Here is a 25,516-nt window from a genome sequence, read left to right on the forward strand (position 1 = left end):
CCCGCTGCAATCAGCGCGCAAAGCGACCGAAACCCCTAAGATGAATTGTGATCAGGTGGGTCCGCCGCCGGGTATTGCAAGGACTGCACTACCGTGGGCTGCGAACGCCGGACCCGCGATTTTACCTGCCTGCCGCAGGGCTGCCGGAAGCAGCCACCAGGCCCGGCCTTTGCGCCGTGGCAACCTGGCCTCCCGCGACGGCGCTGCCGGCACTGAGAAACCTCTGCGGGTCCTGGAAAACCCCTTGCACCAGCACTTCAAAGTGCAGGTGCGGACCCGTGGAACGCCCGGTGGTGCCCACCTCGGCAATCTTCTGGCCACGCCGCACGATGTCCCCTTGTTTCACCAGGGTACGAGAGGCGTGGGCATAGCGCGTCACCAACTGGTTGCCATGGTCCACCTCGATCATGTTGCCGTAGGCCGGATGGTATTCCTGCGTCACGACCACACCGCCGGCAGCGGCCAGGATGGCCGTCCCCGTGTCGGCCTGGAAGTCCAGCCCCGTGTGCAGTGCCGACTGCCCGGTAATGGGGTCGATGCGCCAGCCAAAGGACGACCCCGGCGCCTTGCCGGCCACAGGCGCATGCGTGGGAACCATCTTCTTGCGGATGTGCTGGTCGAACAGGCGCGACTCCATCACCGTCATCAGATCCACGCGCTGGTTGGTCAGGCGCTCCAGGTCATCGAGCGTGGCCTGCAGCTCTTCCATGCTCATGTTGTGGGCGCTCACCAGCGCACCGCCACGCCCGTCGCTGCGCAACTCGGTGGCCGGCATGCCTGCCAGGCCCAGCACGCGCTCGCCCAGGGACTCCAGTTGCACCATGCGCGCCTGCATTTCGCCGACCCGCCGCGCCATGGCATCCAGGTTGGCGCGCATGAAGCGGTCGCGCTCGGCGAATTCATCCTTCACCACCAGGCGCACCAGGGCGCCGAACACCGGCCAGCCCTCGCGCGCGCCCTTGAGGAAGACCCAGTGGTACAGGCCGGCGGCCGTCACCATGAGTCCGAGGGAAAGAACCAGGCCCGCCAGCAGAAGGCGAACCCCGGAAAGGTGAATGGCGCGGCTGCGCGCCAAACGGGCGTCCGTGATAATCAGGTGCACTACGACATCTCCACGCCCACCGGCGCATCCCCATGACCCGCCGCCACCACGCCGTCACCCTGCAGCAAGCCAGCGCGGAATCTCCCACGCTGCACATGCTCACCGCATTGACACGCGACTCCAGCGAACGGCTCAAGGCCATTGAATTGTTGATACCTGCCGGCCTGCGCCAGTCCGTCCAGGCAGGGCCCATCGATGGGTCCACCTGGTGCCTGCTGGTCAAGAGCAATGCCGCCGCGGCCAAGATCCGGCAACTGCTGCCTGCATTGCAGGCGCACTTGCGCAGCCGGGGGTGGGAGGTTAACTCCATTCGGCTGAAAGTTCAAACCTGAAAAACAGGCGATAGGCCTGCCAGGTGCAGCGAATGGACGAAAAAAGAGGCGAAAGATGGTGCCGGTTATCGGAATCGAACTGATGACCTACCGCTTACAAGGCGGGTGCTCTACCAACTGAGCTAAACCGGCGAAGGCTGGATTTTATCCTGCAAAAACAACCCGAAAAATGAACCGGGAAGGTGTGCGCTGGCTTATTTCACCCGCTTGAGCGCGGGGCGGCCACCGCCAGCAGGCGAAGGACGCGGCGGGTTGCCGTCTCCACCATCGGCGGCTGGGGACTCCCCTGGCACCAGATGCACCACCCGGTCGTCCGCAGGCGACGCCGACGGCACGGCCATCGGCACCTGGGACAGCTCGGCGGGAGCCGAGGACGGCAGGATCTGTGGCTGGGCACCGCCCGCCAGGTTGTCCACCGGCGGGGGAAACGCCATGCCCTGCCCGTTCTCGCGGGCATAGATCGCGATCACCCGACCCACAGGCACCAGGATCTCGCGCGGCTTGCCGCCAAAACGGGCCTTGAACTCGATGAAGTCATTGCCCAGCTGCAGCGAGCTGGTGGCGTCGTAACTGATGTTCAGCACGATCTCGCCATCGTTCACATACTCGCGCGGCACCTGCACGGAATCGTCCACGCGCACCGCCACGTAGGGCGTGAGCCCATTGTCCGTGCACCACTCATAGAGGGCGCGGATCAGGTAGGGGCGTGTGGACGTGGATTCCGTGGCATTCATGGGCAAATGGCGATCAGAGACAGGCTAGGGACGCACGCGCATTACTTGCGCATGACCTTTTCGGAGGGCGTCAGCGCTTCGATGTAGGCAGGGCGCGAGAAGATGCGCTCGGCGTACTTGAGCAGCGGGGCGGCATTCTTGCTCAGGTCGATGCCATAGTAGTCCAGGCGCCACAGCAGCGGGGCAATGGCCACGTCCAGCATGGAGAAGTTGTCGCCCAGCATGTACTTGTTCTTGAGGAACACGGGGGCCAGCTGCGTCAGGCGGTCGCGGATGTGGGCCCGCGCCTTTTCCAGCGCCTTCTCGTTGCCCTTGGTCGCACGCGACTCCAGGATGTTCACGTGCACGAACAGTTCCTTCTCGAAGTTGAGCAGGAACAGGCGCACGCGGGCACGGTCCACCGGGTCGCCGGGCATCAGCTGCGGGTGCGGGAAGCGCTCGTCGATGTACTCGTTGATGATGTTCGACTCGTACAGGATCAGGTCGCGCTCGACCAGGATGGGCACCTGGCCGTAGGGGTTCATCACGCTGATGTCTTCGGGCTTGTTGTACAGGTCCACATCGCGGATTTCGAAGTCCATGCCCTTTTCGAACAGGACAAAGCGGCAGCGGTGGGAGAAGGGACAGGTCGTTCCCGAGTAAAGCACCATCATGGTGGGAGGCTCCTAAAAATCAAAAGAGTGGGGGCTAAAAGCACCCACTCTGTAAAGACCCCGCCCCATCCCGGCAAAGGGGTGGGGCATATGGATCTGGCGTGTTATTTGACGTCTTTCCAGAACGACGCGTTCAGTCTCCAGGCAATGACCGTGAACACACCCAGGAAGAGCAGCACCCAGACACCGACACGGATGCGTGTGTTCTGCGCGGGCTCACCCATCCATTGCAGGTAGTTCACGAGATCGCCGATATTCTGTTCGAACTGCAAAGGCGTCACCGTTCCAGGGGTCACCTGCTGCCAGCCCTTGAAGACCTGGGTCTTGTGGCCATGGCTTTCGTGCTCCTCGAAGACCGGGCGGCGGTCGCCCTGCATTTCCCACAGCACGTGGGGCATGCCGACGCTCGGGAAAGCCAGGTTGTTCCAACCCGTGGCCTTGGTCTCGTCGCGGTAGAAAGTGCGCAGGAAGGTGTACAGGTAATCGGCACCGGTGCCGCCATGGCCGGCACGCGAACGCGCGATCACGGTCAGGTCGGGCGGATTGGCGCCGAACCACTCCTTGGCCTGCTTGGGATCGATGGACGCCTTCATGGTCTCGCCGACCTTGTCGGTCGCGAACAACAGGTTGTCCTTGATCTCCTGCTCGGTCAGGCCGATGTCGCGCAGGCGGTTGTAACGCATGAACGCCGCCGAATGGCAGCTCAGGCAGTAATTGACGAAGATCTTGGCACCGTTTTGCAGCGATGCGAGGTCATTGGTCTTGTTGGGCGCCTTGTCCCATGCAATGCCGCCTTCTGCGGCCTGCGCACCCGAAACAATGCCCAGGGCTGCGATCAGAGTGAGAATGAGTTTCTTCATTGTTCTTGTCTCCCGCTCAGTGCGCGGCAAAGGTCACACGGTCAGGCACCGGCTTGGGCGTACCCAGGCGGCTCCACACGGGCATCAGGATGAAGAAGCCGAAGTAGAACAGCGTACCGACCTGCGACACGCGCTCACCGATGGCCGATGGCGGCTGCACGCCCAGGTAACCCAGGATCAGGAAGTTGATCACGAAGATGCCGTACAGGTACTTGTGCCAGTCGGGACGGTAGCGGATCGACTTGACCGGGCTGTAGTCCAGCCATGGCAGAAAGAACAGGATGATCACGGCACCGCCCATCACCACCACACCCCAGAACTTGGCGTCGATGGCCAGCATCAGCGCGGCGACCACCAGGGAGGCCACCACGGCACCGGCCTTGATGAAGCTTGGCAGCTTGAGCTTGACCGAAGCCAGCACGGCACCGCCCACCACGCACAGGATCAGCGCATACATCATCTCGCTGGTGATGGCACGCAGCATCGAGTAGAACGGCGTGAAGTACCAGACCGGCGCAATGTGCGCAGGCGTCTTCAGCGGATCTGCCGGGATGAAGTTGTTGTATTCGAGGAAGTAGCCGCCGAACTCGGGGGCGAAAAAGATCACCGCCGTGAAGGCCATCAGGAACACGCAGACACCGAAGATGTCATGCACCGTGTAGTAAGGGTGGAAGGGCACGCCATCCAGCGGCTTGCCATTGGCATCCTTGGGCGCCTTGGGGCCCTTGATCTCCACGCCGTCGGGGTTGTTCGAGCCCACATCGTGCAGCGCCAGCAAGTGGGCGACCACCAGGCCCAGCAGCACCAGCGGCACCGCGATCACGTGGAAGCTGAAGAAGCGGTTCAGCGTGGCATCGCCCACCACGTAGTCGCCACGGATCAGCAGCGCCAGGTCGGGGCCGACAAAAGGAATCGCGGCGAACAGGTTCACGATCACCTGGGCGCCCCAGTACGACATCTGGCCCCATGGCAGCAGGTATCCCATGAAGGCCTCGGCCATCAGGCACAGGAAGATCGCACAGCCGAACACCCACACCAGCTCACGCGGCTTGCGGTAGCTGCCGTAGATGAGCCCGCGGAACATGTGCAGATAGACCACCACGAAGAAGGCCGAGGCCCCTGTGGAGTGCATGTAGCGGATCAGCCAGCCCCAGGGCACGTCGCGCATGATGTACTCGACCGACTCGAAGGCCTTGGCGGCGTCGGGCTTGTAGTGCATCACCAGGAAGATCCCGGTGACGATCTGGATCACCAGCACCAGAAGCGACAGCGAGCCGAAGATGTACCAGAAGTTGAAGTTCTTCGGGGCGTAATACTCCGACATGTGCACGCGGTAGGCGTCGAATGCGGTCGGAAACCGGTTCTCGAACCAGTTGGTGACCTTCGCGCCTGCCGAGGCGTTGGGGGAGAGTTCCTTGAATTCGTGGGCCATGTTTTTATATCCCTCAAGCCTTGTCTTCACCGATCAGGAGGCGGGTCTCCGACAGGTACATGTGGGGCGGCACTTCCAGGTTGTCGGGTGCCGGCTTGTTCTTGAAGACGCGGCCGGCCATGTCGAAAGTGGAGCCATGGCATGGGCACAGGAACCCGCCCTTCCAGTCGTCGGGCAGCGAGGCCTGCGCGCCGGTCTGGAACTTGTCCGACGGCGAGCACCCCAGGTGCGAGCAGATGCCCACAGCCACCAGGATTTCGGGCTTGATGGAACGGCCTTCGTTGCGGGCATATTCGGGCGTCAGCTCTGAGGGCTTGCGCTCGGACTTGGGATCCGCCAGTTGGCCATCGAGCTTGGGCAGTTCGGCGAGCTGCTCCGGCGTGCGCTTGACGATCCAGACAGGCTTGCCACGCCACTCCACGGTGACTTTTTCTCCGGGCTTGAGCGCGGAGATGTCCACCTCGACGGCCGCGCCTGCAGCCTTGGCCCGCTCGGAAGGCTGGAAGGTACTCACGAAAGGAACGGCGGTTGCCACGCCGCCCACCGCACCAGCACAGCCGGACGCAATCAGCCACGTCCGCTTGCTGGAGTCGATTGGGGTGTCACTCATGGGGATCCTCGATGTACATCGCTATTGGGGTCAACCGCGAATTGTAGCGGAGTGAAAAGGGTCATTGCAGGCGGACAGTCCGCCTTGACAGGGCACAGACCTGGGCAATACTCGGCTTCTTGTCTATTATCAAGAGGGGTTATCCATGGGCATTGCACAAGAGTTCCGGGAATTTGCGGTCAAGGGCAACGTGATCGACCTTGCCGTGGGGGTCATCATCGGCGGCGCCTTCGGCAAGATCGTGGATTCAGTCGTGTCCGACCTGATCCTGCCCGTGGTGGGGCTGGTGTTTGGCAAGCTCGATTTCTCCAACCTGTTCATCGTGCTGGGCAACGTGCCAGCCGGCACGGCCATGACGCTCGACGCCCTGAAAAAGGCCGGGGTGCCGGTGTTCGCCTACGGCAACTTCATCACCGTGGCGGTGAACTTCATCATCCTCGCGTTCATCATCTTCATGATGATCAAGCAGATCAACCGCTTGAAGCGCGAAACCCCGGCCGCACCCGCTGCGCCCGCCGCACCGCCCGAAGACATCGCACTGCTGCGCGAAATCCGCGACAGCCTGAAAAACCGGCAGCCCTGACCGGCCCTGGCGCTACCGCGCCAGCTGCCGCGCCATGCGCACGGCCTCCACCAGACTGGAGGCATCCGCGATGCCCTGGCCGGCGATGTCGAAGGCCGTGCCGTGGTCCGGGCTGGTGCGCACCAGCGGCAGGCCCAGGGTCACGTTCACGCCCTTGTCCACGCCCAGGTACTTCACGGGGATCAGGCCTTGGTCGTGGTACATGGCCACCACCACATCGAATTCGCACGGGTGGCCAGGGGCGTGGCGCGCGCGCATGAACACCGTATCGGGCGCGAAGGGGCCATGCACATCCATGCCCTGCGCCCTGGCTGCGGCAATCGCCGGGGCGATGGTGTCCATCTCCTCGCGGCCGAACAGGCCACCCTCCCCCGCGTGCGGGTTGAGCCCCGCCACGCCGATGCGCGGCGCACGGCCCAGGGTGCGCCGCAGGGCCGCATGGGTGATCTGCAGCGTCTGCGCCACGTTGGCAGGTGTCACGGCCTCGATCGCATCGCGCAGCGAAACGTGAATGCTGACCAGCACCGTACGCAGTTCGTCGCTGGCCAGCATCATGCGCACCGGCATGGCAGCCAAAGGCACGCCCTGGTGCCGGGCGGACTCGGCCTGCAACAGCTCGGTATGGCCGGGGTAGTCCACACCGGCGGCCGACATCGCCTCCTTGTGCAGGGGGGCCGTCACCAGCGCCGCCACTTCGCCGCGCAGCGCAGCACGCGCCGCCCACACCACGCAGTCCGCCGCGGCGCGACCGGCCTCGGCGCCTATCTGCCCCCAGGGCTGCGGCCCCGGCAGGCCTGGCAACGGCAACACCGGCACACAACGCGCCAGCGCCTGCAGGGCCTGCGCCGGTGTATCGATTACCGCCACCGGCAGGGACGGCATGCCAGGGCGCTCGATGCATTGCGCAGCACGGCGCAGCGTGGCCACGTCACCCACTACGAAGCAGCCGCACAGGTCGTGCGGCGCATCGCGAAAAGCCTTGGCAATGATTTCGGGGCCGATTCCGGAGGGATCGCCCTGGGTAATGGCGATGGCGGTGCTCATGCGGGGTTGTCCACCTCGATGAAGACATGCTCCACACCCGCCTGCTGCGCCACATGCGCGGCCACCGCCGGGGCGCCGTAGCGCTCCGTCGCATGGTGCCCCGCCGCAATGAAACAGACACCCGTCTCACGCGCCAGATGGGCCTGGGGTTCGGAGATCTCGCCCGTGATGAAGGCATCGGCCCCGGCGGCAATGGCCGGCTCGAAATAGCCCTGCGCCCCGCCCGTGCACCAGGCCACGCGGCGGATGGGCCGCCGCAGGACTCCTTCAGGCTGCACCAGGGTCACGGCACGGCCCAGGGCGCCGGCCACATGGTCGGCCAGGGCCTGGCCATCGGCAAACTGCGCGCTGGCCACACAGCCCAGCTCCTGCTCGCCAAAGCGCGCATCGGCCGCCAGGCCCAGCACCCGGCCCAGTTGCGCGTTGTTGCCCAGCTCGGGGTGGGCATCGAGCGGCAAGTGGTACGCAAAGAGGTTGATATCGTGCGCCAGCAGCAGCTGCAGACGCTGCTTCATCCAGCCGACCACGCGGCCGTCCTGCCCACGCCAGAACAGGCCGTGGTGCACGAAGATCGCGTCCGCGCGCGCGTCGATGGCCGCCTCGATCAGGGCCCGGCTGGCCGTCACGCCGCTCACGATGCGGGTGATGGTTTCCTTGCCCTCGACCTGCAGGCCATTGGGACCATAGTCCTTGAAGCGCGCGGGCTGCAGCAGCCCATCCAGAAGGGCCAGGAGTTCTTGTCGCTGAATGCTCATGCCCCGATTGTGCCCAAGGGCAGCGCCGCGTGTCAGGCCTTCAGGCCTTGGCGGGCTGCCACCCCTTGGCAGCCAGGGGCCAGAACAGGCCGATGGCCGCGCCCAGCACCCCCATGGCGGCCACGTAGTGGGCCGGTGCCAGCACATCCGCCTGCTGCCAGGTGGCGACCAGCATGGGTGTGAGACCGCCGAACACGGCATAGGCCATGTTGTAGGCAAAGGAAAGGCCGGTGAAGCGCACGGGCGCAGGGAAGGCGCGCACGCCCACCACGGGCAGCAACGAGATACTGCCGACGAAAAAGCCCACCAGGGCGTAGGACCCGACCAGCGAGGCTTCGGTGCCCGGCAGGCCCATGTAGAACAGATAGGCAGTGGCGGTCATGCCACCCCACCCCAGCACCATGGCCGTGCGCGTGCCGGCCTTGTCGGACAGCCAGCCCCAGAACACACAGCCGATGGTCAACGTCACCGTGGCCACGGCATTGGCCTTCATGGCGGCTGCGGGCACGATGTGGAACACCTTCTGCAGGTAAGAGGGCGTGAACAGCACCACCACCACCACGGCCGTGGACAACACCCAGGTCATCAGGGCCACGAGCACACAGGCTTCACGGTGGTCGCGCAGGATGGTCTTGAGCGGCATCTCACGGTCTGCGGCCTTGCGGGCCTGCATCTCGCGGAAGATGGGGGTCTCCTCAAGGAATTTGCGCAGGTACACCGACACCAGGCCGAACACGCCGCCCAGGATGAAGGGAATGCGCCAGGCCCAGTCATGCACCTCGGCCTGGCTGTAGGTCGTGTTGAGCCACACGCCCATGATGGAGCCCAGGAAGATACCGCCGGTGATGCCCGAGGTCAGCGTGCCGATGGCAAAGCCGTAGTTCCTGGCTGGCGCGTGTTCGGCCACGAACACCCAGGCGCCGGGCATCTCGCCGCCGATGGCCGCGCCCTGCAGCACGCGCATGGCCAACAACAGCAGCGGCGCAGCGATGCCGATGGTGGCGTAGGTGGGCAGAATGCCGATGACCAGGGTGGGCACCGACATCAGGAAGATGGACAGCGTGAACATCTTCTTGCGGCCCAGCTTGTCGCCATAGTGGGCGATCACGATGCCGCCCAGCGGGCGCGCCAGATAGCCGGCGGCGAAGATGCCCAGGGTCTGCAGCTGGCGCATCCATTCCGGCATGTCGGCCGGAAAGAACAGCGAGCCGATGACGTTGGCGAAGAAGACGAAAACGACGAAGTCGTAGAACTCCAGCGTCCCGCCCAGCGCGGACAGACCGAGGGTCTTGTAATCGCTGCGGTTCAGGGGACGATGGGAGGGACTGGCGGACGCGGACGCGCCGTCCGCCGCGGTGATCGAGGTCATGAGGGGAAAGCTCCAGAAGATGCGTGCACAGGACTGCGGGGTGCGGCGGCAGCGGTGGCGTGCCGCAGGCCATCGTTCGTCGGCAGTTTCCGGATAGGGGAGATTGTCGCGGGTGGCCAGGCGGGTAGCGGGCCACAAGAGAACACAGGCAGCAGGGGCAGTCGTGCACAATTATAGGGTTTTCCCTAGGATTTCGTCAGCGTGCTCCGCGATTCCCCTGCCCGCAAATCCAGGCGCCGAGTGGCCTGCGCGGCGGCGCTTCGCAGGCGATGACGCACAATGGCGGTCTTTGCTGACCCCTTGACTCCCACTCCATGAAACGCATCTGGCTGCTGTTTTCCCAGACCGTGACGGTGCTCGTCGCGGCGTACTTCGTCGTGGCCACCCTGCAGCCCGGCTGGCTGGGGCGCGGCAACGTGCGCTCGGGCGCGGGCATCGCGCTGATCGAAGCGCCCGCCAATACACCCTCCGCCGGCCAGCAGCCGGCCGCCGGCAGCTTCAGCGGCGCCGCGCGCAAGGCCGCGCCGGCCGTGGTGAGCATCAACACCAGCAAGGCCGTGCGCCACCCGCGCAGCAATGACCCGTGGTTCCAGTTCTTCTTCGGCGACCAAGGCAACAACAGCCAGCAACAGCAGGCGGGCCTGGGCAGCGGCGTGATCGTCAGCCCCGATGGCTACATCCTCACCAACAACCATGTGGTGGAAGGCGCCGACGAGATCGAGGTCACCCTCACCGACAGCCGGCGCGCCCGCGCACGCGTGATCGGCACCGACCCCGACACCGACCTGGCCATCCTCAGGATCGAGCTCGACAAGCTGCCCGTGATCGTGCTGGGCAACTCGGACGCCCTGGACGTGGGCGACCAGGTGCTGGCCATCGGCAACCCCTTCGGCGTGGGCCAGACGGTGACCAGCGGCATCGTCAGCGCCTTGGGTCGCACCCAGCTCGGGATCAACACCTTCGAGAACTTCATCCAGACCGACGCGGCCATCAACCCCGGCAACTCCGGCGGGGCCCTGGTGGACGTCAATGGCAACCTCATGGGCATCAACACTGCCATCTACTCCCGCTCGGGCGGCAGCATGGGCATCGGCTTTGCCATCCCGGTCTCCACCGCGCGCCTGGTGCTGGACGGCATCGTCAAGGACGGCCAGGTCACGCGCGGCTGGATCGGCGTGGAGCCCAACGAGCTCTCGCCCGAGCTGGCAGAAACCTTTGGAGTGAAGGCCTCCGAGGGCGTCATCATCACCGGCGTGCTGCAGGACGGCCCCGCCGCCCAGGCCGGCATGCGCCCTGGCGACGTGATCGTGAAGGTGGATGGCAAGAACGTGGGCAATGTCTCCGAACTGCTCACCGCCGTGGCGGCCCTCAAGCCCGGAGCGGCCGCCCCCTTCAACGTGAAGCGCGCCGATGCCCTGGTGGAACTGAACATCACCCCGGGCGTGCGCCCCCGGCCGCAACGCAACGTGAAGAGATAAGCCCCTGAGGCGCTTCGTGCGCCCAGGGGGCCGCAACCCCCTGGCCTGGCAAATCCTGAATGCCGTTTTCTGAAGGCGCCTTTCGCTGGCGGCCCCATGAAAAAAGCAACTGGCGCTTCGAGCGGCAGTTGCTTTTTTCGCCCTGAGGCTGCAGGTCGGTTTTCTGATCAGGAAGACGACGAGGACGCAGCTTCATCGGCATCTTCCGGCGCCTTGGTGTGCTTGATGAAGATCTGCGCGGCCCAGATGCCCACCTCGTACAGGATGCACATGGGCACGGCCAGCGCGAGCTGCGAGACCACGTCCGGTGGCGTCACGATGGCCGCCACGACAAAGGCCCCCACTACGAAGTAGCCGCGAAAGCTTTTGAGCTTTTCCACGCTGACGATGTTCATGCGGGCCAGCACCACCACCGCGATAGGCACCTCGAATGCCATGCCGAAGGCCAGGAACATCGAGAGCACGAAGCTCAGGTAGGCCTCGATGTCAGGCGCGGCCGTGATGCTCTTGGGCGCAAAGCTCTGGATGAAGGCAAACACCTGCCCGAACACGAAGTAATAGCAGAACGCCACGCCGATGAAGAACAGCAGCGTGCTGGACACCACCAGCGGCAGCACCAGCTTCTTCTCGTGCGAGTACAGGCCCGGCGCCACGAAGGCCCAGACCTGCCACAGCACGACGGGCAGCGCCAGCAGGAAGGCCGACATCAACAATATCTTGAGCGGCACCATGAAGGGCGAGATCACCGAGGTGGCGATCAGCGTGGCGCCCTTGGGCAGGTGGGCCACCAGGGGCGCCGCCAGGAAGTCATAGAGCGCGCCAGGGCCGGGAAAGAAGAACAGGATTGCCGCCGCGATAGCGATGGCAATGATGGCCTTGACCAGCCGGTCGCGCAGCTCCATCAGGTGCTGCACAAACGGCTGCTCGGTACCGGCCAGCTCGTCTTCTTTGGGGGGAGTTTCGGACATGTTGGATTTTCAGGGGCGTGGGGGCCGCCCATGCAGCGCGCACCAAAGGCTGCGCGGCATCGTCAATGGAATTTCTGGGGCCGGTACCGGGCGACGCGCGCCGCGCCGGACTGCGCCTTGGTGCGCACCCCGCTGCGCGACTTGTACCACTGGGGCGTGGCGCCACGCTTGAGGCGCCAGTTCTTGCCGGGGTTCTTGTAGGCGGGCACCACCACCGAAGTCTCGAAGGACTCGGGGGTGGTCATGTCCGTCGCTGCAGCCCAGTCCTTTTCGAACTCGCTGGCACCGGTCTGGATGGACTGCTGCACGTCGCGCGCGGCGCCTTCCACCGTGTCCTTCATCTTGCGCAGCTCGTCGAGCTCCATGGACCGGTTGACCTCGGACTTGACGTCGGCCACGTAGCGCTGCGCCTTGCCCAGCAATGTGCCCACCGTGCGGGCCACGCGCGGCAGCTTTTCGGGGCCGATGACGATCAGCGCCACGGCGCCGATCAGCGCCATCTTGGACAGGCCAATATCAATCATGAAGCAGGTGTCCGCTCAGCGGTCAGCTCTTTTGCTTGGCTTCGACATCGATGGTGGTCTTGTCGGCCGCCTGGCTGCTGGTCACCTGGCCAGCGGGGGGATTGACAGCACCGCTGTCGGCCGTGGAACCGTCCTTCATGCCGTCCTTGAAGCCCTTGACGGCGCCTCCGAGGTCGGAGCCCATGTTCTTGAGCTTCTTGGTGCCGAACACCATGACGACGATCAGCAGCACGATCAGCCAGTGCCAGATGGAAAAAGAGCCCATGGAATATCTCCTAACGAATTGCAATCATTTTAGACCCCGGCCGTGACCGAAGTTCACACCCCCTGTCGCGAACCAGGGGTCTATCGGCCCCGGACGTCAGCCAGGGTCAGCCTTTGAGCCAAGGGCGGGGACCGCCCATCACGTGGATGTGCAGGTGGTGGATTTCCTGGCCGCCTTCAAGCCCCGTGTTTACCACGATGCGAAAGCCGCCTTCCGGGTAGGGGTTGCAGCCCTGCTCCTGGGCCAGCTTCGGCGCCAGCGCCATCATGCGCCCCAGCACCCCGGCATCCGCCTCGGTGACCTGGGCCATGGAAGGGATATGCACCTTGGGCACCATCAGGAAGTGCACTGGGGCCCACGGATGGATGTCATGGAAGACGAACATGTCATCGTCCTCATGGACCTTCTTCGATGGAATCTGGCCCGCGATGATTTTGCAGAAAAGGCAGTTCGGATCGTGCATGGTGAGAAAAAAGGCGGTGTTGTCGTTGCCAGGCGGCACATTCACGCATTGTCTGCGATCTTGATGCTCGGGCGCACGCCCACGTCCTTGCGGTGGGCCTTCATCCAGCTTTTACCCGCCTGGCGCCCCAGCTCGAACAGCTGGCGCACGAAGGCGGTGTCGGCACGTGCCTTGCTGTCCGCACCCAAGGGTGCGAGCACCGCGCCCCCGTCGATGCGGTGCATCAGCACGTTCTTGTAGCGGCGCGCGTCGAGCTTGCCCTCGGCCAGCAGCCGGCGCACGAACTCGATGGCGCGCAGCTCGGCCAGCAGGCTGGCGTTGAAGGTGACCTCGTTCATGCGCTCCACGATTTCATGCGCGCTGTCGGGTACGGAGAGGTGCTCGATCGGGTTGATCTGCACCAGCAGGATGTCCGAGGTTTGGGTCTGGTAGATCAGCGGGTGCAGCGCCGGGTTGCCCGAATATCCACCGTCCCAGTAGTGCTCGCCATCGACCTCCACCGCCTTGAACACCATGGGCAGGCAGGCCGAGGCCATCACGGCGTCGGCACTCAGCCGCGGGCCCGAGAAGATCTCACCGCGCCCCGTGCGCACGTTGGTCGCGCACACGAACACCTGCGGCACCACGCTCTCGATGCTGGAACGGGCCGAGCACAGCAGGCCAAAATCCACCTCGCGCTCCAGTAATTGGCGCAAGGGATTGAACCCGAGCGGGTTGGTCTGGTAGGGCGATAGCCACTGGGCCATCATGCCCACCAGCGGGTTGGCTGCCGACAGCGGCGTGCCCCAGGTCAGGCTGCCCAGAGACCCCACGCCCTCCCACAGCCGGGTGAGCGACGCGCGTGCCAGGGCGCAGCCGGCCTGGCGCGCCTCTTCGGGGTCCTCGTGGGCCTGCGCCGCCTGGGCAAAGCCATGGGCCAGGGCCACGGCGTTCATCGCGCCGGCGCTGGTGCCGCTGATGCCGTCGATCTGCCAGCGCCCGTCTTCCAGCAAGGCATCGAGCACGCCCCAGGTCAGCGCGCCGTGCGAGCCCCCGCCCTGCAACGCCAGGTTCAGGCGCCGCAGCGCAGGCGGTTCAGCCATCCACCGCCTGGTTCTTGCTCATGGCCAGCATGCCGCGCACGATGCGGTACAGGAACCACAGCGAGATGATGCCCCAGGCGATCCAGCCGGGCAGCAGGAACAGCAGCCACAGCGGCGCAGTCACCGCGTACAGCGCGCCGGCCCAGAGGACGGAGCGGATGCGCCAGGAAAAATGGTTCTCCTGCCAGGTGCCCTGGGCATCGCCGCGCTTGACCAGGTCGAGCACCAGGGCGATCACCAGCAGCAACGCGCTGGCCTGCGTGCCCGGCAACACGGCGCCCAGGGCCACGATCAGGTGCAGCGCATAGCTGATCCAGCCGATGTTCTTGAGGCTTTCGGCCTTCTGGTCATTGGTTCGCACGTCGATGATGTCGCTCATGGGGATCCTTCTTCGTGGGCTGCACGCGCAACGGCCTTGCGCAGGGCTTTCTCCTCGATGCCGCTGGTGCCCTCGCGGCGCTCCAGCTCGGCGATCACGTCGGCGGGCGTCAGGCCATAGTGGGCCAGCGCGATCATGGAGTGGAACCACAGGTCGGCCACCTCGTAGACCAGCTTGCTGGCATGGGCCCCATGGTCCACGTCCTTGGCGGCCATGACCACCTCGGTGGCCTCTTCGCCGATCTTCTTGAGAAAGGCATCAGGCCCCTTGTGCAGCAGGCGCGAGACGTAGCTCTTCTCGGGGTCGCCCCCGTTCGCGGGTTTGCGGCTTTCGATGACGGCCGCCAGGCGCGCCAGGGAGTCATTGGAACTCATGGTCTTGTTACTTGTAGATGGATTCGGGGTCTTTCAAGACCGGATCGACGGCTTTCCATGCACCGTCGCTGAGCACGCTGAAGAAACAGCTGTGTCGGCCCGTGTGGCAGGCGATGCCGGGCTCGTGGCCCAACTGGGTCACCTTGAGCAGCACCACGTCGTTGTCGCAGTCCAGGCGGATCTCGTGCACCGTCTGCACGTGGCCCGACTCCTCGCCCTTGAACCACAGCTTGCCACGCGAGCGGCTGAAGTACACGGCGCGGCCGAGTTCTGCGGTCTTTTCCAGCGCCTCGCGGTTCATCCACGCAAACATCAGCACGTCGCCCGTGCCCTGCTCCTGCGCGATCACGGGCACCAGGCCCTGCGCATCCCATTTCACTTCGTTGAGCCAGTTCATGGCCCGGATTGTCGGCGATTTGAATGACCGACCCCAGGCAGGGCATTGCACGGGCCTCCCGACGCAAGCGGTCCACGCCCGCCCGCACGGATCCGGGCGAAGGCGTGGACCGCGTGGAGGCAGGACCGCTCAGCGCAGTGTCAGCACGTTGGAGAAGCGCCCCGCGCGCAGCATCTCGTTCACGGCGGCCTGGGAATTCACCCCGAGGCCATAGCCCAGGAAGATGCTGCTGCCGACCAGCGCACTCAGGTCCATGCCGTTGATGTTGAGGATGGGCGCCGACACCGGCAGCGCCCCCACGTACAGCGCAGCGGTCGCGAAGGGGTTGTAGGGCACGAAGGTCGACTGAGCCCCGTCCAGCATGAGCACGCGGCCATCCGCCAGCGCCAGAACCACGAAGATCGCGCCCGGCTGGCCCGCGTGCGCCGCAGGCAGGGTCACGCCGGCCCGGGCCGTCAGGTTGTTCAGCGGGCCGCTCTGGGCGGTGCTGAAGGCGGGCTCGGTGCCCGGCGCGGGCGTGCCGGTGCCAGGGCCACCGGTTCCCGGAGTCCCTGGATTGCCGGTGTTGCCAGGGTTGCTGCTGTTGTCCACCCCGGCGTTGAGCGCGATGCGCGTGGGCGTGCTCACGACGCCGTTGGAGGTGGTGACCCCGTTGCCCAGCACACCTCCGTCGGTGCGGCCCCAGGTGTAGACCGCGCCATCGGGCATGAGCGCCGCCGCAGCGAAGGCGCCCGTGAAGACGTACGACACCGGGCCGGGCAGGCCCTGCACCCGCACCGGGCCCGCCTTGGCGTTGGCCGGCACCGAATCCCACTTGGTGGAGGCCGTCGTGCCGTCGCCCAGCAGGCCATTGCTGCCCTGGCCGCAGGCAAACACGCTGCCGGCCCCGTCGACGAACAGCGCGGAGCCCCCGCCTGCAGCGATCTGGCGCAGGTTGGCCAGGTTCTTGATGGTGTAGGGCTGGGCCGCCGTCTGCGCGTTCTCCTGGCCGCAGGTCAGCATGCCGCTGTTGGTGTCGCCCCAGGCCAGCGCCTGGCCGTTCTTGATGCCGTAGTACAGACCGGCCGCGTTGCCCGTGGCCGTCGCGTCAATGAAGGCCAGACCCGTGGGCTTGAGCGCCGTCACGCCCAGGGGATCCGTGGCGGCCGCCACCGCCTGGATGGGGTTGTCGCGCACGGCGTTGCTGCCCCAGCCGATCAGGCTGCCGTCCTGGCGGCGGCCGATCATTTGCGTGCCTGTCACCGCCAGCTGCACGATGCCGGTGGCGCCGGCAACGGGCTGCGGCTGGCCCCGCTGCTGCGGCCCACCGGGGCCCAGGCCCAGGTTGCCGTAGCCATTGTCGTAACCCCAGGCCCAGATCTGGCCATTGCTGTCCGTGGCATAGAGCGAATAGCCGTTGGTGGCGGCGAGCACCGAGACGATGCCCGACAGGCCAGGCACCTGGACGGGCTCGTAGCGGAACTGCCCGCCCGAGGTGTTGGAGCCGATCAGCCCGTCGGAGACATTGCCCCAGACCCAGACGCTGCCGTCGCGCTTCACGGCTGCGGACAGTTGTCCCCCGGCGGTCAGGGCCACCACCTCCGTGCCCAGCGATGCGATCTTCGCGGGCGCGGGGTTGTTGCGGTCGGCCTGGCCACGGCCCAATTGCCCCGAGTCCCCGCGCCCCCAGGAGGTGACGCTGCCGTCGGCGTTGAGCAGAAGCATGTGGTAGTCGCCGATGACGACATGCGGAATGGCGGCCAGCGCCGGACAGGCCAGCCCGGCCAGGGAGCCGGCCAGCACGAGGGCCCGGCGCAAGAACCTGTTCAAGGAATCAGACATGGAGCAACTCCTGCGAGCAGTGAAGGTGCATGGATTCTTCCGCCACGCGCCGCGCCCGTCTGTCCCTCGAACACGGGACAAAACGGTTCATATGCAAGCAGCTGTGACAGCAGGCCGCGCGTATCATGAAATCCACCGCCGAGCTTCCAAGGCCCGCCCCCCATGTCCGCTTTGCTCTCCGTGCTCGTGATCGAGGACGACCCCCCGTTCAGGCAGCGCCTGTGCGACAGCATTGCCGCCGCGCCCGACCTGCGCCTGGTGGGTGCCGCCGGTGACGCGGCCTCGGGCCTGGCCCTGCTGGCCCGGCACCAGCCCCAGGTGCTGCTGCTGGACCTGGGCCTGCCCGACCTCAACGGCATCGAGGTGATCGCGCGCAGCGCGGGCATTGCGCCCCACTGCGATGTGGTGGTGGTCACCGTGTTCGGCGACGAGGCCCATGTCATGCAGGCACTGGCAGCCGGCGCCACGGGCTACGTGCTCAAGGACACACCGGCCCTGGACCTGGCCGAGATGGTGCGCGCCGTGCACGCAGGCGGCAGCCCCATCAGCCCGGTGATCGCCCGGCGCCTGCTGACCCGGCTGGCCCCTGCGGGCAGCTCGCGCCAGCGCGCGCAGGCCAGCCTGCCGGATACCGTCGCCAGCGAGGCCGACGCAGGCCTGCTCAGCGACCGCGAATGCGAGATGCTCGGCCTGGCCGCCAAGGGCTACAGCTACCGCGAGATCGCACAGATGATGGGCGTGAGCCAGCAGACCGTGCTCACCTACGTCAAGCGCAGCTACCGCAAGCTGCAGGTGCACTCCCGCTCCGAGGCGGTCTACGAAGCCCGCAAGCGCGGGCTGATGGGCGACTGACGGCCCCAGCCCAGCACAGCACCGGCATTTCCGTGGCCCGCCCCCCCCGCACCCTGCAGCCCGGCACGCCAGCCCCAGGCCGACAGGGTTTGCGCTGGATGGCATCTGCCTGCCTGGCCCTGGCGCACTTGCTGGATTGGGCCCCATCGCTGGCGCATGCAAGCCTGCTGGAACCGGCCACCGACATCACCAATGCCATGGTTTCGCGCGTGGAGCGCTGGGAGCCCGTGCCGGGGTCCGAGCCCTCCATCGGCCCGCCGGGGGAGGGAGCGCAGGGGCAGTGGCACCCTGTCGACCTGCCCCAGGCCATACAGCGCAAGGCCACCACACGGGCAGCCGTCAATCTGCCCCTGCCCACGGTCTGGTACCGCACGGCATGCCCTGTGCCGGCAGCCCAGGAGACGCTGGCCCTGTACCTGCCCCGCGTGAACGGCGGCCCCCTGCAGGTATGGCTGCGCAATGCACAGGCCACGCGCCAGTTGCTGGACAACAGCCCGGCCTGGCCCTCGCAGTGGAACCAGCCCATCCTGCTGCGGCTGCCCAGCGCCGCCGCCCAGCCCCACGGCAGTTGCCTGCTGTTCCTCGCGCTGCCACCGCGCGCCGACGGCAGCTATGCACTGAGCCGTCTGTGGCTGGGAGCGGAGACTGAACTGCAGAGCCTGTGGTCGGCACGCCAGCGCTGGGTCGTCACCGTGCCCCTGGCGGCCAGCACCACGCTCGTCATGCTCGGGCTGTTCTCGCTGGCGTTCTGGTGGCGCCGCCGCAAGGACACGGCCTACCTGTACTTCGGCCTGGCATCGCTGGCCTGGTGGCTGCGCAACCTGCACTACGGCATCGAGCTGCCACAGAACCTCGACGCCCTGCGCTGGTTCTGGTGGGCCACCGATGCCTCGATGACCTGGGTCATGCTGCTGGTCTACCTGTTTTCGCTGCGTTTTGCCACGCGTCGCTTTCCGTGGGTAGAGCGCCTGCTGCTGGGCTTTGCGGTCCTGGTATCGGCCATGTCCATGCCGTTCCTGCCCTGGGCTCTGGATACGCCGCTGCTGCTGCATGCCGCCAATACGCTGGTCGCCATGGGCGTGACCCTGCTCATCGCCGGGTCGGCCTGGCGGGGCAGCCGCGAGTTGCGGGTGCTGGCGCTGGCGCTGTGCATCTGCCTGGGCCTGGGCGTGCACGACCTGGCGCTGCTGCAGCTGCGCATATCGCCCGAGAGCCTGTACCTCATGCCTTACGCCATGGTGCTGGTGCTGGGCGCTTTCCTGTACGCCGTGAACCGCCGCTACATCGGCGCGCTGGAGCACGCGGAAGGCGCGGCCCAGGTGCTGCAGGACAAGCTCTCGGAGCAGCAGCGCGCGCTGCAGGGCAATTTCGCCCTGCTGGCCGAGGTGGAAAACGAGCGCGTGCGGCTGACGGAGCGCCAGCGGCTCACGCGCGACATGCACGATGGCCTGGGTGCCATGCTGGTGTCGTCGCTGGGACAGATGGAACAAGGACGCCTGTCGCAGGGCGATGTGGCCCAGGTGCTGCGCGACTGCCTGGAAGACTTGCGCCTGACCATCGATTCGATGGAGCCCATCGACCAGGACCTGACCACCCTGCTGGCCACCCTGCGCCAGCGCGTGGGCCACCGGCTGGCACAGGGCGGCATCACCCTGCACTGGCACATGGACGACCTGCCGCCGCTGCCCTGGCTGGATGCGCCCGCAGCGCTGCACGTGCTGCGCATCGTGCAGGAGGCGCTGGCCAACGTGGTCAAGCACTCCGGGGCGGCCAATGTCACGCTATCGGCCACTGTGGACACGGGGCCGGGGGTCTGCGTTCAGATCGAGGACGATGGCCGCGGGCTGCCCTCCCTGGCAGGCAACACCCCGGGGCGGGGGCTGAACCACATTGACGAACGTGCGCGCCAGTTGGGTGGCCATGCGCGGATACTTCCGGGTCACCGGGGCGGCACGGTGGTGCAGCTGTGGCTGCCGCTAGAAGGCCCGCCGCCCCCTGCCACCGATGGATTCAGGCACTCACGCTGGCCTGCACCCTAGCCACTCAGCCCCTCAGGGCTTTGCCACCGTGAGGAAGACCCGCTTGCGGTCCCAGTTCTTGCGGCCCAGGTACTTGATGGCGATCACGTAGCGGCCGGGAGGCAGAAAGTCCTGCGTCAGCGTCTCTTGCTGCGTGACGACCGGCTGGCCGTTCACGCGCACGCTCTGTTGCGCCACCATTTCGGTCTCGCTCTCCAGATCCTGGCCATCGAGCCCGTAGACCGTGACGTCGGGCTCTTCCTTTTCTTCGCCCACATGGGCCAGGCCCATGGCGTTGGGGCGTGTGAGCACGTCGAGCGCCACCTTGCCGTCGACCGGTTCGCGCACGATCCAGTAGACCTCGCGCACGTTGTCGTTGAGCTCGGCCAGGAGGGCCTTGAGCTTTTCGTACTCGGCCTTGTCGGCAATCACCTGCACCGCCTTGCCGCCGATGGTCGCGTCAAAGCAACGACCGATGCGGTCCACGCAGGGAATGCGGTCGAAATAGCCGCGCGCATAGGACGGCGCCGGCACCTGCTGTGCTGCGGCTGGCATGGCGGCAAAGCCGGCGCACAGGGCCATGGCAGCGGCCAGGGCCCGCAAGGAACCCCTCATCACAGCCGCACGGGGATGCCGCGCCCCGCCATGTGCTGCTTGGACTGGCCCACGGTGTACTCGCCATAGTGGAAGATGCTGGCGGCCAGCACCGCGTCGGCGCCGCCGATCTGGATACCGTCGGCCAGGTGGTCGAGGTTGCCCACGCCGCCCGAGGCGATCACGGGCACGCTCACCGCATCGCTCACGGCACGCGTCAGCGCCAGGTCGAAGCCGGCCTTGGTGCCGTCGCGGTCCATGCTGGTGAGCAGGATCTCGCCCGCGCCGCGGCGCGCCATCTCGGTGGCCCAGGCCACGGCGTCCAGGCCGGTGTTCTTGCGCCCACCATGGCTGTACACATCCCAACCCGGGCCCACGGCCTTGCCGTCGGCCCCGGTGCGCTGCGCATCCTCTTCAGAGCGGCGCTTGGCATCGATGGCCACCACGATGCACTGCGCACCGTACCTGTCCGATGCCGCATTGATCACGTCGGGGTCGGCAATCGCGGCCGAGTTGAAGCTGGTCTTGTCCGCGCCCGCATTGAGCAGGCGGCGCACATCGGCCACCGTGCGCACGCCTCCGCCGACGGTGAGCGGAATGAACACCTGGCTGGCCACCGCTTCGATGATGGGCAGGATCAGGTCGCGCCCATCGCTGGTGGCGGTGATGTCGAGAAAGGTCAGCTCGTCGGCGCCCTGCGCGTTGTAGCGCGCGGCGATCTCGACGGGGTCGCCCGCATCGCGCAGCTCGACGAAGTTGACGCCCTTGACCACGCGGCCTCCGGTCACGTCCAGGCAGGGGATGATGCGTTTGGCAAGCATGTCAGAGGTCCAATGGGGCGGCACTGCCACCCCGGGGGTTATCCATTCAGTTCGTCGGCGCGCGCCTGCGCGGCCGCGAAGTCGAGGTCGCCGCTGTAGATGGCGCGCCCGCAGATCACGCCTTCGACGCCCTCACCCTCGACCGCACAGAGCTTCTCTATGTCGGCCATGTTCGACAGGCCGCCCGAGGCGATCACGGGGATGCTCAGCGACTGCGCGAGCTTGACGGTGGCTTCGATGTTGATGCCCGAGAGCATGCCGTCACGGCCGATGTCGGTGTAGATGATGGACTCGACGCCCCAGTCCTCGAACTTCTTGGCCAAATCCACGACCTCGTGGCCGGTGAGCTTGCTCCAGCCATCGGTGGCGACCTTGCCGTCCTTGGCATCGAGGCCGACGATGATGTGGCCGCCGAAGGCACTGCAGGCGTCCTTGAGGAAGCCGGGGTTCTTCACCGCCGCCGTGCCGATGATCACGTAGCGCAGGCCGCCATCGATGTATTTTTCGATGGTGTCCAGGTCGCGGATACCGCCACCGAGCTGCACCGGAATGTCCTCGCCCACTTCCTGCAGGATGGACTTGATCGCGCTGAAGTTCTTGGGCACGCCGGCAAAGGCGCCGTTCAGGTCCACCAGGTGCAGGCGGCGTGCGCCCGCCTCCAGCCACTTGCGCGCCATGGCGGCAGGGTCTTCACCGAAGGTGGTGGATTGGTCCATGTCGCCTTGCTTGAGGCGTACGCAGTGGCCGTCCTTGAGGTCGATGGCGGGAATGAGCAGCATGGTGGGTTCGGGTGAAAAAGGGCGAGGCCGGGCTCGGCCCGAACAGGGTTGGAAATGAAAACTCAGGGGTTCCAGTGCAGGAAATTGCGGTACAGCGCCAGGCCGTGCTCCGCACTTTTCTCGGGGTGGAACTGCGTGGCAAAAATATTATCGCGTGCAATCGCCGCGGCGAACACACCGCCGTAGTCGGCCTCGCCCGCGCAGTGCGCTGCATTCTGCGGCCGGGCATAGAAACTGTGCACAAAATAGAAGTAGCTGCCGTCGGGCACACCGGTCCATACCGGATGTGCCGCACCGCGGTGCGCCATCTGGCGCACCTGGTTCCAGCCCATCTGCGGCACCTTGAAACGGCTGCCATCGGGCTGGGTGCGGCCGGCGAGATCGAACTTGCGCACCTCGCCAGGGATCAGCGACAGGCCGGGCGTGTCGCCCTCGGCGCTGTGGTCCAGCAGCATCTGCATGCCCACGCACACTCCGAACATCGGTTTGCTGGCCGCAGCTTCGAGCACGGACTCCGAGAGGCCCGAGTCGCGCAGCTCGCGCATGCAGTCGGGCATGGCACCTTGCCCCGGCAGCACGATGCGCTGCGCGGCGCGCACCTCTTCAGGGCGCGAGGTGACGACCACGGTCCAGCCCGAGCCTTCGGCCGCAGCCTGCACGGCCTGCGACACCGAGCGCAGGTTGCCCATGCCGTAATCAACCACGGCGACGGTTTTTGCTTCCATATTCATAGCTATCGGCGCTTGGCGAAAAATCGGTAGCGGCCTTTTTTCAGCGTGGGGGAATCAGAGACTGCCCTTGGTGGACGGAATGGTGCCGGCGGCGCGCGGGTCGCGCGTGAGGGCCGAGCGCAGCGCGCGGGCAAAGGCCTTGAACACTGTTTCGCACTGGTGGTGCGCGTTGATGCCCTTGAGGTTGTCGATGTGCAGCGTCACGCCCGCGTGGTTCACGAAGCCCTGGAAGAATTCGTAGGTGAGCTGCGTGTCGAAGCCGCCGATGCTGCCCGCCGTGAACGGGATGTGCAGGTGCAGCCCGGGGCGGCCCGAGAAATCGACCACCACGCGGCTCAGCGCCTCGTCCAGCGGCACATAGGCATGGCCGTAGCGGGTGATGCCCTTCTTGTCGCCCACGGCGCGCGCGAAGGCCTGGCCGAGGGTGATGCCCACGTCTTCCACCGTGTGGTGGCCGTCGATGTGCAGGTCGCCGTCGCAGTCGACCTCCAGGTCGATCAGCCCGTGGCGGGCGATCTGTTCGAGCATATGGTCGAAAAAGCCGATGCCGGTGTGCAGCTTGGCCTGGCCGGTGCCGTCGAGGTTGATGCGCACGGTGATGTGCGTCTCGGCGGTGTTGCGGCTGACCTCGGCGGTGCGGTCGGCCTGGGGATCGGTCGAGGCGGAGGGAACGAGTGCAGAAGAAGTCATAGGGAGGCTTGGAGCGCAGCAAGCATCTGCGCGTTGTCGTCGGCGTTGCCCACCGTGAGGCGCAGGCAGTTCACCAGCATGGGGTGCATTGTAGAAACGTTCTTGACGAGGACCTTGCGCTTTTTCATGCCCTCGCAGGTTGTGGCGGAATCGGCCACACGCACCAGCACCATGTTGGCCTCGCTGTCCCAGCACTTTTCGATGCCTGGCAGGGCCCTGAGGGCCTGCACCAGCAGTGTGCGCTGGGCGCGCAGCTCGGCCGCCTGGTCGGCGAACACGTCGGCATGCTCCAGCGCGAACAGCGCTGCCTCGCAGTTGAGCACGCTCACGTTGTAGGGCGGGCGCACCTTGTCGATCTCGGTGGTCACGGCCGCTGGCGCGATGAGGTAGCCCAGGCGCACCCCGGCCAGGCCGAACTTGCTGAGCGTGCGCATGAGCAGCACATGGCCGTTGCGCGCCGGTTCGGCGCGCATGCGGTCGATCCAGGTGCGGCTGGCGAAGGGCTGGTAGGCCTCGTCCATCACCACGAAGCCGCCCTGTGCGCCCACCGCGTCGATGATGCGCTGCACCGCGCCCTCATCCCACAGCGTGGCCGTGGGGTTGTTGGGGTAGGCGATGTAGGTGATGGCCGGGCGGTGCTGGGCGATGGCGGCCAGCATGGCCGGCTCGTCGAGCTCGAAATCGGCAGTGAGCGGCACGCCCACGAAATCCAGGCCCTGCAGTTGCGCGCTCAGCGGGTACATCACGAAGCCGGGCATGGGCGCCAGCATGGTGGCACGCTCGCCGGGCTGGGCGCAGGCCAGGGCCAGCAGGGTGATGAGTTCGTCGGACCCATTGCCCAGCACGATGCCGTGACCCTCGGGCATGCCGGCGTACTTCGCCAACGCGGCCTTCAGGTCGTTCAGGCGCTCGCCCGGGTAGCGGTTGAGCGCCAGCGCGCCCAGGCGCTGGCCCAGCGCGGCCTGCAGGTGGGCGGGCAGGCGAAACGGGTTTTCCATCGCGTCCATCTTGAGCATGCCGGTGGACGGCTGCACGGCATAGGCATGCATGGCGCGCACGTCGGCACGGATGCGGTTCAGGGCGGCCAGAGGCGGGGCAGTGGTGGTCATTCGGCGGTGTCCAGTTCGTGGGGGGCGACAAGAAAAGGGTTGACGGCGCGCACGGCATCGAACACCTGGTCGTGCGGCAGTGCTTCGGTGAGCAGGTAGCGGCAGCCCTGCTGGTGGGCCGAGGAGACGATGAGCGCGTCCCAGTAGCCCAGACCATAGCGGTCCTGCAGGTCCCAGGCGCCGTCCACGGTGTAGGCGTCGAGGTGCGGCGGCAGCCACACGCGCAGGCGCCGCACCTGGGCGCGCACCAGGGGCACGGTGCGCGGGCCCTCGAAGCGCTGGATGGCCTGGTTGTACAGCTCGTTGAGCACCTGGGAGCTGATGCGCCCGCTGCGCGTCTGCCAGCAAAAGCCCAGCCACTCGCGGGCCCGCGCCTGGCGCACTGGGTCGCGGTCGTCCACGCTGGCGAGCAGCAGCTCGGTGTCGACAAAGAGGGGGACGGTGGTACTCATCGTTTGAACAGAATCTCGCGCGGCACATAGGGGCCGCTCGATGCGCCCCAGCTCTCGAAGCCCAAGGCCTCGCGCATGGCCTGGGCGTAGGCATCTTCCTGGCGCATCTTCTCGGCCAGCCACTCACCCACCAGGCGCGACACGCTGCTGCCGCGCTTGGCGGCTTCGATGCGCACCCATTCAGCAGCGGCGTCGTCCATGGTGATGGTGACGTTTTTCATGGGGGCAATATTACACGAACTTCG

The 25,516-nt window shown here is 66.3% G+C and carries 31 protein-coding genes and 1 tRNA gene; 5 read left to right on the top strand and 27 right to left on the bottom strand.

Annotated features, from left to right (window positions below):
- Positions 1 to 121: 121 nt before the first annotated feature.
- Complete coding sequence (locus tag ACSQ9E_RS23985; RefSeq protein WP_436219379.1) at positions 122 to 1,102, bottom strand: M23 family metallopeptidase; 981 nt, start codon at positions 1,100 to 1,102, stop codon at positions 122 to 124.
- Between the two features lie 32 nt (positions 1,103 to 1,134).
- Between ACSQ9E_RS23985 and ACSQ9E_RS23990 the strand changes: the two genes are divergently transcribed.
- A complete protein-coding gene (locus ACSQ9E_RS23990) occupies positions 1,135 to 1,434 on the top strand; it encodes a hypothetical protein (RefSeq protein ID WP_057205002.1) in 300 nt (99 codons plus the stop codon).
- Between the two features lie 56 nt (positions 1,435 to 1,490).
- Here the strand turns inward: ACSQ9E_RS23990 and ACSQ9E_RS23995 are convergent.
- The 6 genes from ACSQ9E_RS23995 to petA form a co-directional block, all read right to left on the bottom strand.
- Positions 1,491 to 1,566, bottom strand: a tRNA-Thr gene (locus ACSQ9E_RS23995).
- Positions 1,567 to 1,628: 62 nt separating this feature from the next.
- Positions 1,629 to 2,168, bottom strand: coding sequence for a ClpXP protease specificity-enhancing factor (locus ACSQ9E_RS24000; RefSeq protein ID WP_057205238.1), 540 nt, complete (start codon positions 2,166 to 2,168; stop codon positions 1,629 to 1,631).
- 41 nt (positions 2,169 to 2,209) lie between these two features.
- Positions 2,210 to 2,821 carry a glutathione S-transferase N-terminal domain-containing protein gene (locus ACSQ9E_RS24005; protein ID WP_007854512.1) on the bottom strand — a complete coding sequence of 204 codons (612 nt, stop codon included), beginning with the start codon at positions 2,819 to 2,821 and terminating at the stop codon, positions 2,210 to 2,212.
- 104 nt (positions 2,822 to 2,925) lie between these two features.
- Positions 2,926 to 3,681 carry a cytochrome c1 gene (locus ACSQ9E_RS24010; RefSeq protein WP_057205004.1) on the bottom strand — a complete coding sequence of 252 codons (756 nt, stop codon included), beginning with the start codon at positions 3,679 to 3,681 and terminating at the stop codon, positions 2,926 to 2,928.
- Between the two features lie 16 nt (positions 3,682 to 3,697).
- On the bottom strand, positions 3,698 to 5,113 hold the full coding sequence (locus tag ACSQ9E_RS24015; RefSeq protein WP_057205007.1) for a cytochrome b: 1,416 nt from the start codon (positions 5,111 to 5,113) through the stop codon (positions 3,698 to 3,700).
- A 13-nt stretch (positions 5,114 to 5,126) separates the two neighbouring features.
- Positions 5,127 to 5,723, bottom strand: coding sequence for a ubiquinol-cytochrome c reductase iron-sulfur subunit (petA, locus tag ACSQ9E_RS24020; RefSeq protein WP_057205009.1), 597 nt, complete (start codon positions 5,721 to 5,723; stop codon positions 5,127 to 5,129).
- A 145-nt stretch (positions 5,724 to 5,868) separates the two neighbouring features.
- Here petA and mscL point away from each other — a divergent pair, with 145 nt between their 5' ends.
- The gene (gene mscL, locus ACSQ9E_RS24025; protein ID WP_057205012.1) at positions 5,869 to 6,306 is read left to right on the top strand and encodes a large conductance mechanosensitive channel protein MscL; all 438 of its coding nucleotides are present in this window, start codon (positions 5,869 to 5,871) and stop codon (positions 6,304 to 6,306) included.
- Between the two features lie 12 nt (positions 6,307 to 6,318).
- Here mscL and pdxA read toward each other — a convergent pair whose 3' ends face one another.
- The 3 genes from pdxA to ACSQ9E_RS24040 are packed head-to-tail and all read right to left on the bottom strand — an operon-like array spanning position 6,319 to position 9,474.
- Positions 6,319 to 7,350, bottom strand: a complete 1,032-nt coding sequence (gene pdxA, locus ACSQ9E_RS24030) for a 4-hydroxythreonine-4-phosphate dehydrogenase PdxA (RefSeq protein WP_436219380.1) — start codon at positions 7,348 to 7,350, stop codon at positions 6,319 to 6,321.
- Positions 7,347 to 8,105 carry a Nif3-like dinuclear metal center hexameric protein gene (locus tag ACSQ9E_RS24035; protein ID WP_082604372.1) on the bottom strand — a complete coding sequence of 253 codons (759 nt, stop codon included), beginning with the start codon at positions 8,103 to 8,105 and terminating at the stop codon, positions 7,347 to 7,349. The genes pdxA and ACSQ9E_RS24035 overlap by 4 nt, the downstream gene beginning before the upstream one ends.
- A gap of 40 nt (positions 8,106 to 8,145) precedes the next feature.
- Positions 8,146 to 9,474 carry an MFS transporter gene (locus ACSQ9E_RS24040; RefSeq protein WP_428002410.1) on the bottom strand — a complete coding sequence of 443 codons (1,329 nt, stop codon included), beginning with the start codon at positions 9,472 to 9,474 and terminating at the stop codon, positions 8,146 to 8,148.
- Positions 9,475 to 9,788: 314 nt separating this feature from the next.
- Between ACSQ9E_RS24040 and ACSQ9E_RS24045 the strand changes: the two genes are divergently transcribed.
- Complete coding sequence (locus ACSQ9E_RS24045) at positions 9,789 to 10,952, top strand: Do family serine endopeptidase (RefSeq protein ID WP_057205020.1); 1,164 nt, start codon at positions 9,789 to 9,791, stop codon at positions 10,950 to 10,952.
- A 167-nt stretch (positions 10,953 to 11,119) separates the two neighbouring features.
- Here ACSQ9E_RS24045 and tatC read toward each other — a convergent pair whose 3' ends face one another.
- The 9 genes from tatC to ACSQ9E_RS24090 all read right to left on the bottom strand — a co-directional run bounded on the left by tatC (position 11,120) and on the right by ACSQ9E_RS24090 (position 17,225).
- Entirely contained in the window at positions 11,120 to 11,920 is an 801-nt protein-coding gene (tatC, locus tag ACSQ9E_RS24050; protein ID WP_057205022.1) for a twin-arginine translocase subunit TatC, read from the bottom strand.
- Positions 11,921 to 11,982: 62 nt separating this feature from the next.
- Positions 11,983 to 12,444 (bottom strand): Sec-independent protein translocase protein TatB, encoded by a 462-nt coding sequence (gene tatB / locus ACSQ9E_RS24055; RefSeq protein WP_436176843.1) that lies wholly within the window; start codon positions 12,442 to 12,444, stop codon positions 11,983 to 11,985.
- Positions 12,445 to 12,466: 22 nt separating this feature from the next.
- Positions 12,467 to 12,709 carry a Sec-independent protein translocase subunit TatA gene (tatA, locus tag ACSQ9E_RS24060; protein ID WP_057205028.1) on the bottom strand — a complete coding sequence of 81 codons (243 nt, stop codon included), beginning with the start codon at positions 12,707 to 12,709 and terminating at the stop codon, positions 12,467 to 12,469.
- 106 nt (positions 12,710 to 12,815) lie between these two features.
- Entirely contained in the window at positions 12,816 to 13,172 is a 357-nt protein-coding gene (locus ACSQ9E_RS24065; protein WP_057205242.1) for a histidine triad nucleotide-binding protein, read from the bottom strand.
- 41 nt (positions 13,173 to 13,213) lie between these two features.
- Positions 13,214 to 14,254 carry a patatin-like phospholipase family protein gene (locus tag ACSQ9E_RS24070; RefSeq protein ID WP_436219381.1) on the bottom strand — a complete coding sequence of 347 codons (1,041 nt, stop codon included), beginning with the start codon at positions 14,252 to 14,254 and terminating at the stop codon, positions 13,214 to 13,216.
- Entirely contained in the window at positions 14,247 to 14,633 is a 387-nt protein-coding gene (locus tag ACSQ9E_RS24075; protein ID WP_057205033.1) for a DUF4870 family protein, read from the bottom strand. The genes ACSQ9E_RS24070 and ACSQ9E_RS24075 overlap by 8 nt, the downstream gene beginning before the upstream one ends.
- Positions 14,630 to 15,007, bottom strand: coding sequence for a phosphoribosyl-ATP diphosphatase (locus tag ACSQ9E_RS24080; RefSeq protein WP_057265158.1), 378 nt, complete (start codon positions 15,005 to 15,007; stop codon positions 14,630 to 14,632). Before ACSQ9E_RS24080 ends, ACSQ9E_RS24075 begins: the two co-directional genes overlap by 4 nt.
- A 7-nt stretch (positions 15,008 to 15,014) precedes the next feature.
- Positions 15,015 to 15,413, bottom strand: coding sequence for a phosphoribosyl-AMP cyclohydrolase (gene hisI, locus ACSQ9E_RS24085; protein ID WP_428003736.1), 399 nt, complete (start codon positions 15,411 to 15,413; stop codon positions 15,015 to 15,017).
- Between the two features lie 120 nt (positions 15,414 to 15,533).
- Positions 15,534 to 17,225: an RCC1 domain-containing protein gene (locus tag ACSQ9E_RS24090; RefSeq protein ID WP_082607909.1), complete on the bottom strand. Its 1,692-nt coding sequence runs from the start codon at positions 17,223 to 17,225 to the stop codon at positions 15,534 to 15,536.
- A gap of 162 nt (positions 17,226 to 17,387) precedes the next feature.
- Between ACSQ9E_RS24090 and ACSQ9E_RS24095 the strand changes: the two genes are divergently transcribed.
- Both ACSQ9E_RS24095 and ACSQ9E_RS24100 read left to right on the top strand, forming a co-directional pair.
- Complete coding sequence (locus tag ACSQ9E_RS24095) at positions 17,388 to 18,077, top strand: response regulator (RefSeq protein ID WP_436219382.1); 690 nt, start codon at positions 17,388 to 17,390, stop codon at positions 18,075 to 18,077.
- A gap of 98 nt (positions 18,078 to 18,175) precedes the next feature.
- Positions 18,176 to 20,116 carry a sensor histidine kinase gene (locus ACSQ9E_RS24100; RefSeq protein WP_436219383.1) on the top strand — a complete coding sequence of 647 codons (1,941 nt, stop codon included), beginning with the start codon at positions 18,176 to 18,178 and terminating at the stop codon, positions 20,114 to 20,116.
- A 12-nt stretch (positions 20,117 to 20,128) separates the two neighbouring features.
- Here ACSQ9E_RS24100 and ACSQ9E_RS24105 read toward each other — a convergent pair whose 3' ends face one another.
- From ACSQ9E_RS24105 to ACSQ9E_RS24140, 8 genes are all read right to left on the bottom strand, one after another.
- Entirely contained in the window at positions 20,129 to 20,710 is a 582-nt protein-coding gene (locus ACSQ9E_RS24105) for a hypothetical protein (protein WP_235514767.1), read from the bottom strand.
- Complete coding sequence (hisF, locus tag ACSQ9E_RS24110; protein WP_305741937.1) at positions 20,710 to 21,510, bottom strand: imidazole glycerol phosphate synthase subunit HisF; 801 nt, start codon at positions 21,508 to 21,510, stop codon at positions 20,710 to 20,712. The genes ACSQ9E_RS24105 and hisF overlap by 1 nt, the downstream gene beginning before the upstream one ends.
- Positions 21,511 to 21,548: 38 nt before the next feature.
- Positions 21,549 to 22,289: a 1-(5-phosphoribosyl)-5-[(5-phosphoribosylamino)methylideneamino]imidazole-4-carboxamide isomerase gene (hisA, locus tag ACSQ9E_RS24115; protein WP_057205049.1), complete on the bottom strand. Its 741-nt coding sequence runs from the start codon at positions 22,287 to 22,289 to the stop codon at positions 21,549 to 21,551.
- Between the two features lie 62 nt (positions 22,290 to 22,351).
- On the bottom strand, positions 22,352 to 23,020 hold the full coding sequence (gene hisH / locus ACSQ9E_RS24120) for an imidazole glycerol phosphate synthase subunit HisH (protein ID WP_057205052.1): 669 nt from the start codon (positions 23,018 to 23,020) through the stop codon (positions 22,352 to 22,354).
- A 54-nt stretch (positions 23,021 to 23,074) separates the two neighbouring features.
- Positions 23,075 to 23,710 carry an imidazoleglycerol-phosphate dehydratase HisB gene (gene hisB, locus ACSQ9E_RS24125; RefSeq protein ID WP_057205054.1) on the bottom strand — a complete coding sequence of 212 codons (636 nt, stop codon included), beginning with the start codon at positions 23,708 to 23,710 and terminating at the stop codon, positions 23,075 to 23,077.
- Positions 23,707 to 24,819: a histidinol-phosphate transaminase gene (hisC, locus tag ACSQ9E_RS24130; protein WP_057205057.1), complete on the bottom strand. Its 1,113-nt coding sequence runs from the start codon at positions 24,817 to 24,819 to the stop codon at positions 23,707 to 23,709. The genes hisB and hisC overlap by 4 nt, the downstream gene beginning before the upstream one ends.
- A complete protein-coding gene (locus ACSQ9E_RS24135; protein ID WP_436219384.1) occupies positions 24,816 to 25,271 on the bottom strand; it encodes a PIN domain-containing protein in 456 nt (151 codons plus the stop codon). Before ACSQ9E_RS24135 ends, hisC begins: the two co-directional genes overlap by 4 nt.
- Positions 25,268 to 25,492, bottom strand: a complete 225-nt coding sequence (locus tag ACSQ9E_RS24140) for a CopG family transcriptional regulator (RefSeq protein ID WP_179681935.1) — start codon at positions 25,490 to 25,492, stop codon at positions 25,268 to 25,270. Before ACSQ9E_RS24140 ends, ACSQ9E_RS24135 begins: the two co-directional genes overlap by 4 nt.
- Positions 25,493 to 25,516 lie beyond the last annotated feature (24 nt).

Origin of the sequence: Acidovorax sp. LjRoot118, assembly GCF_964253575.1 — a bacterium.
Lineage (GTDB): Bacteria > Pseudomonadota > Gammaproteobacteria > Burkholderiales > Burkholderiaceae_C > Acidovorax.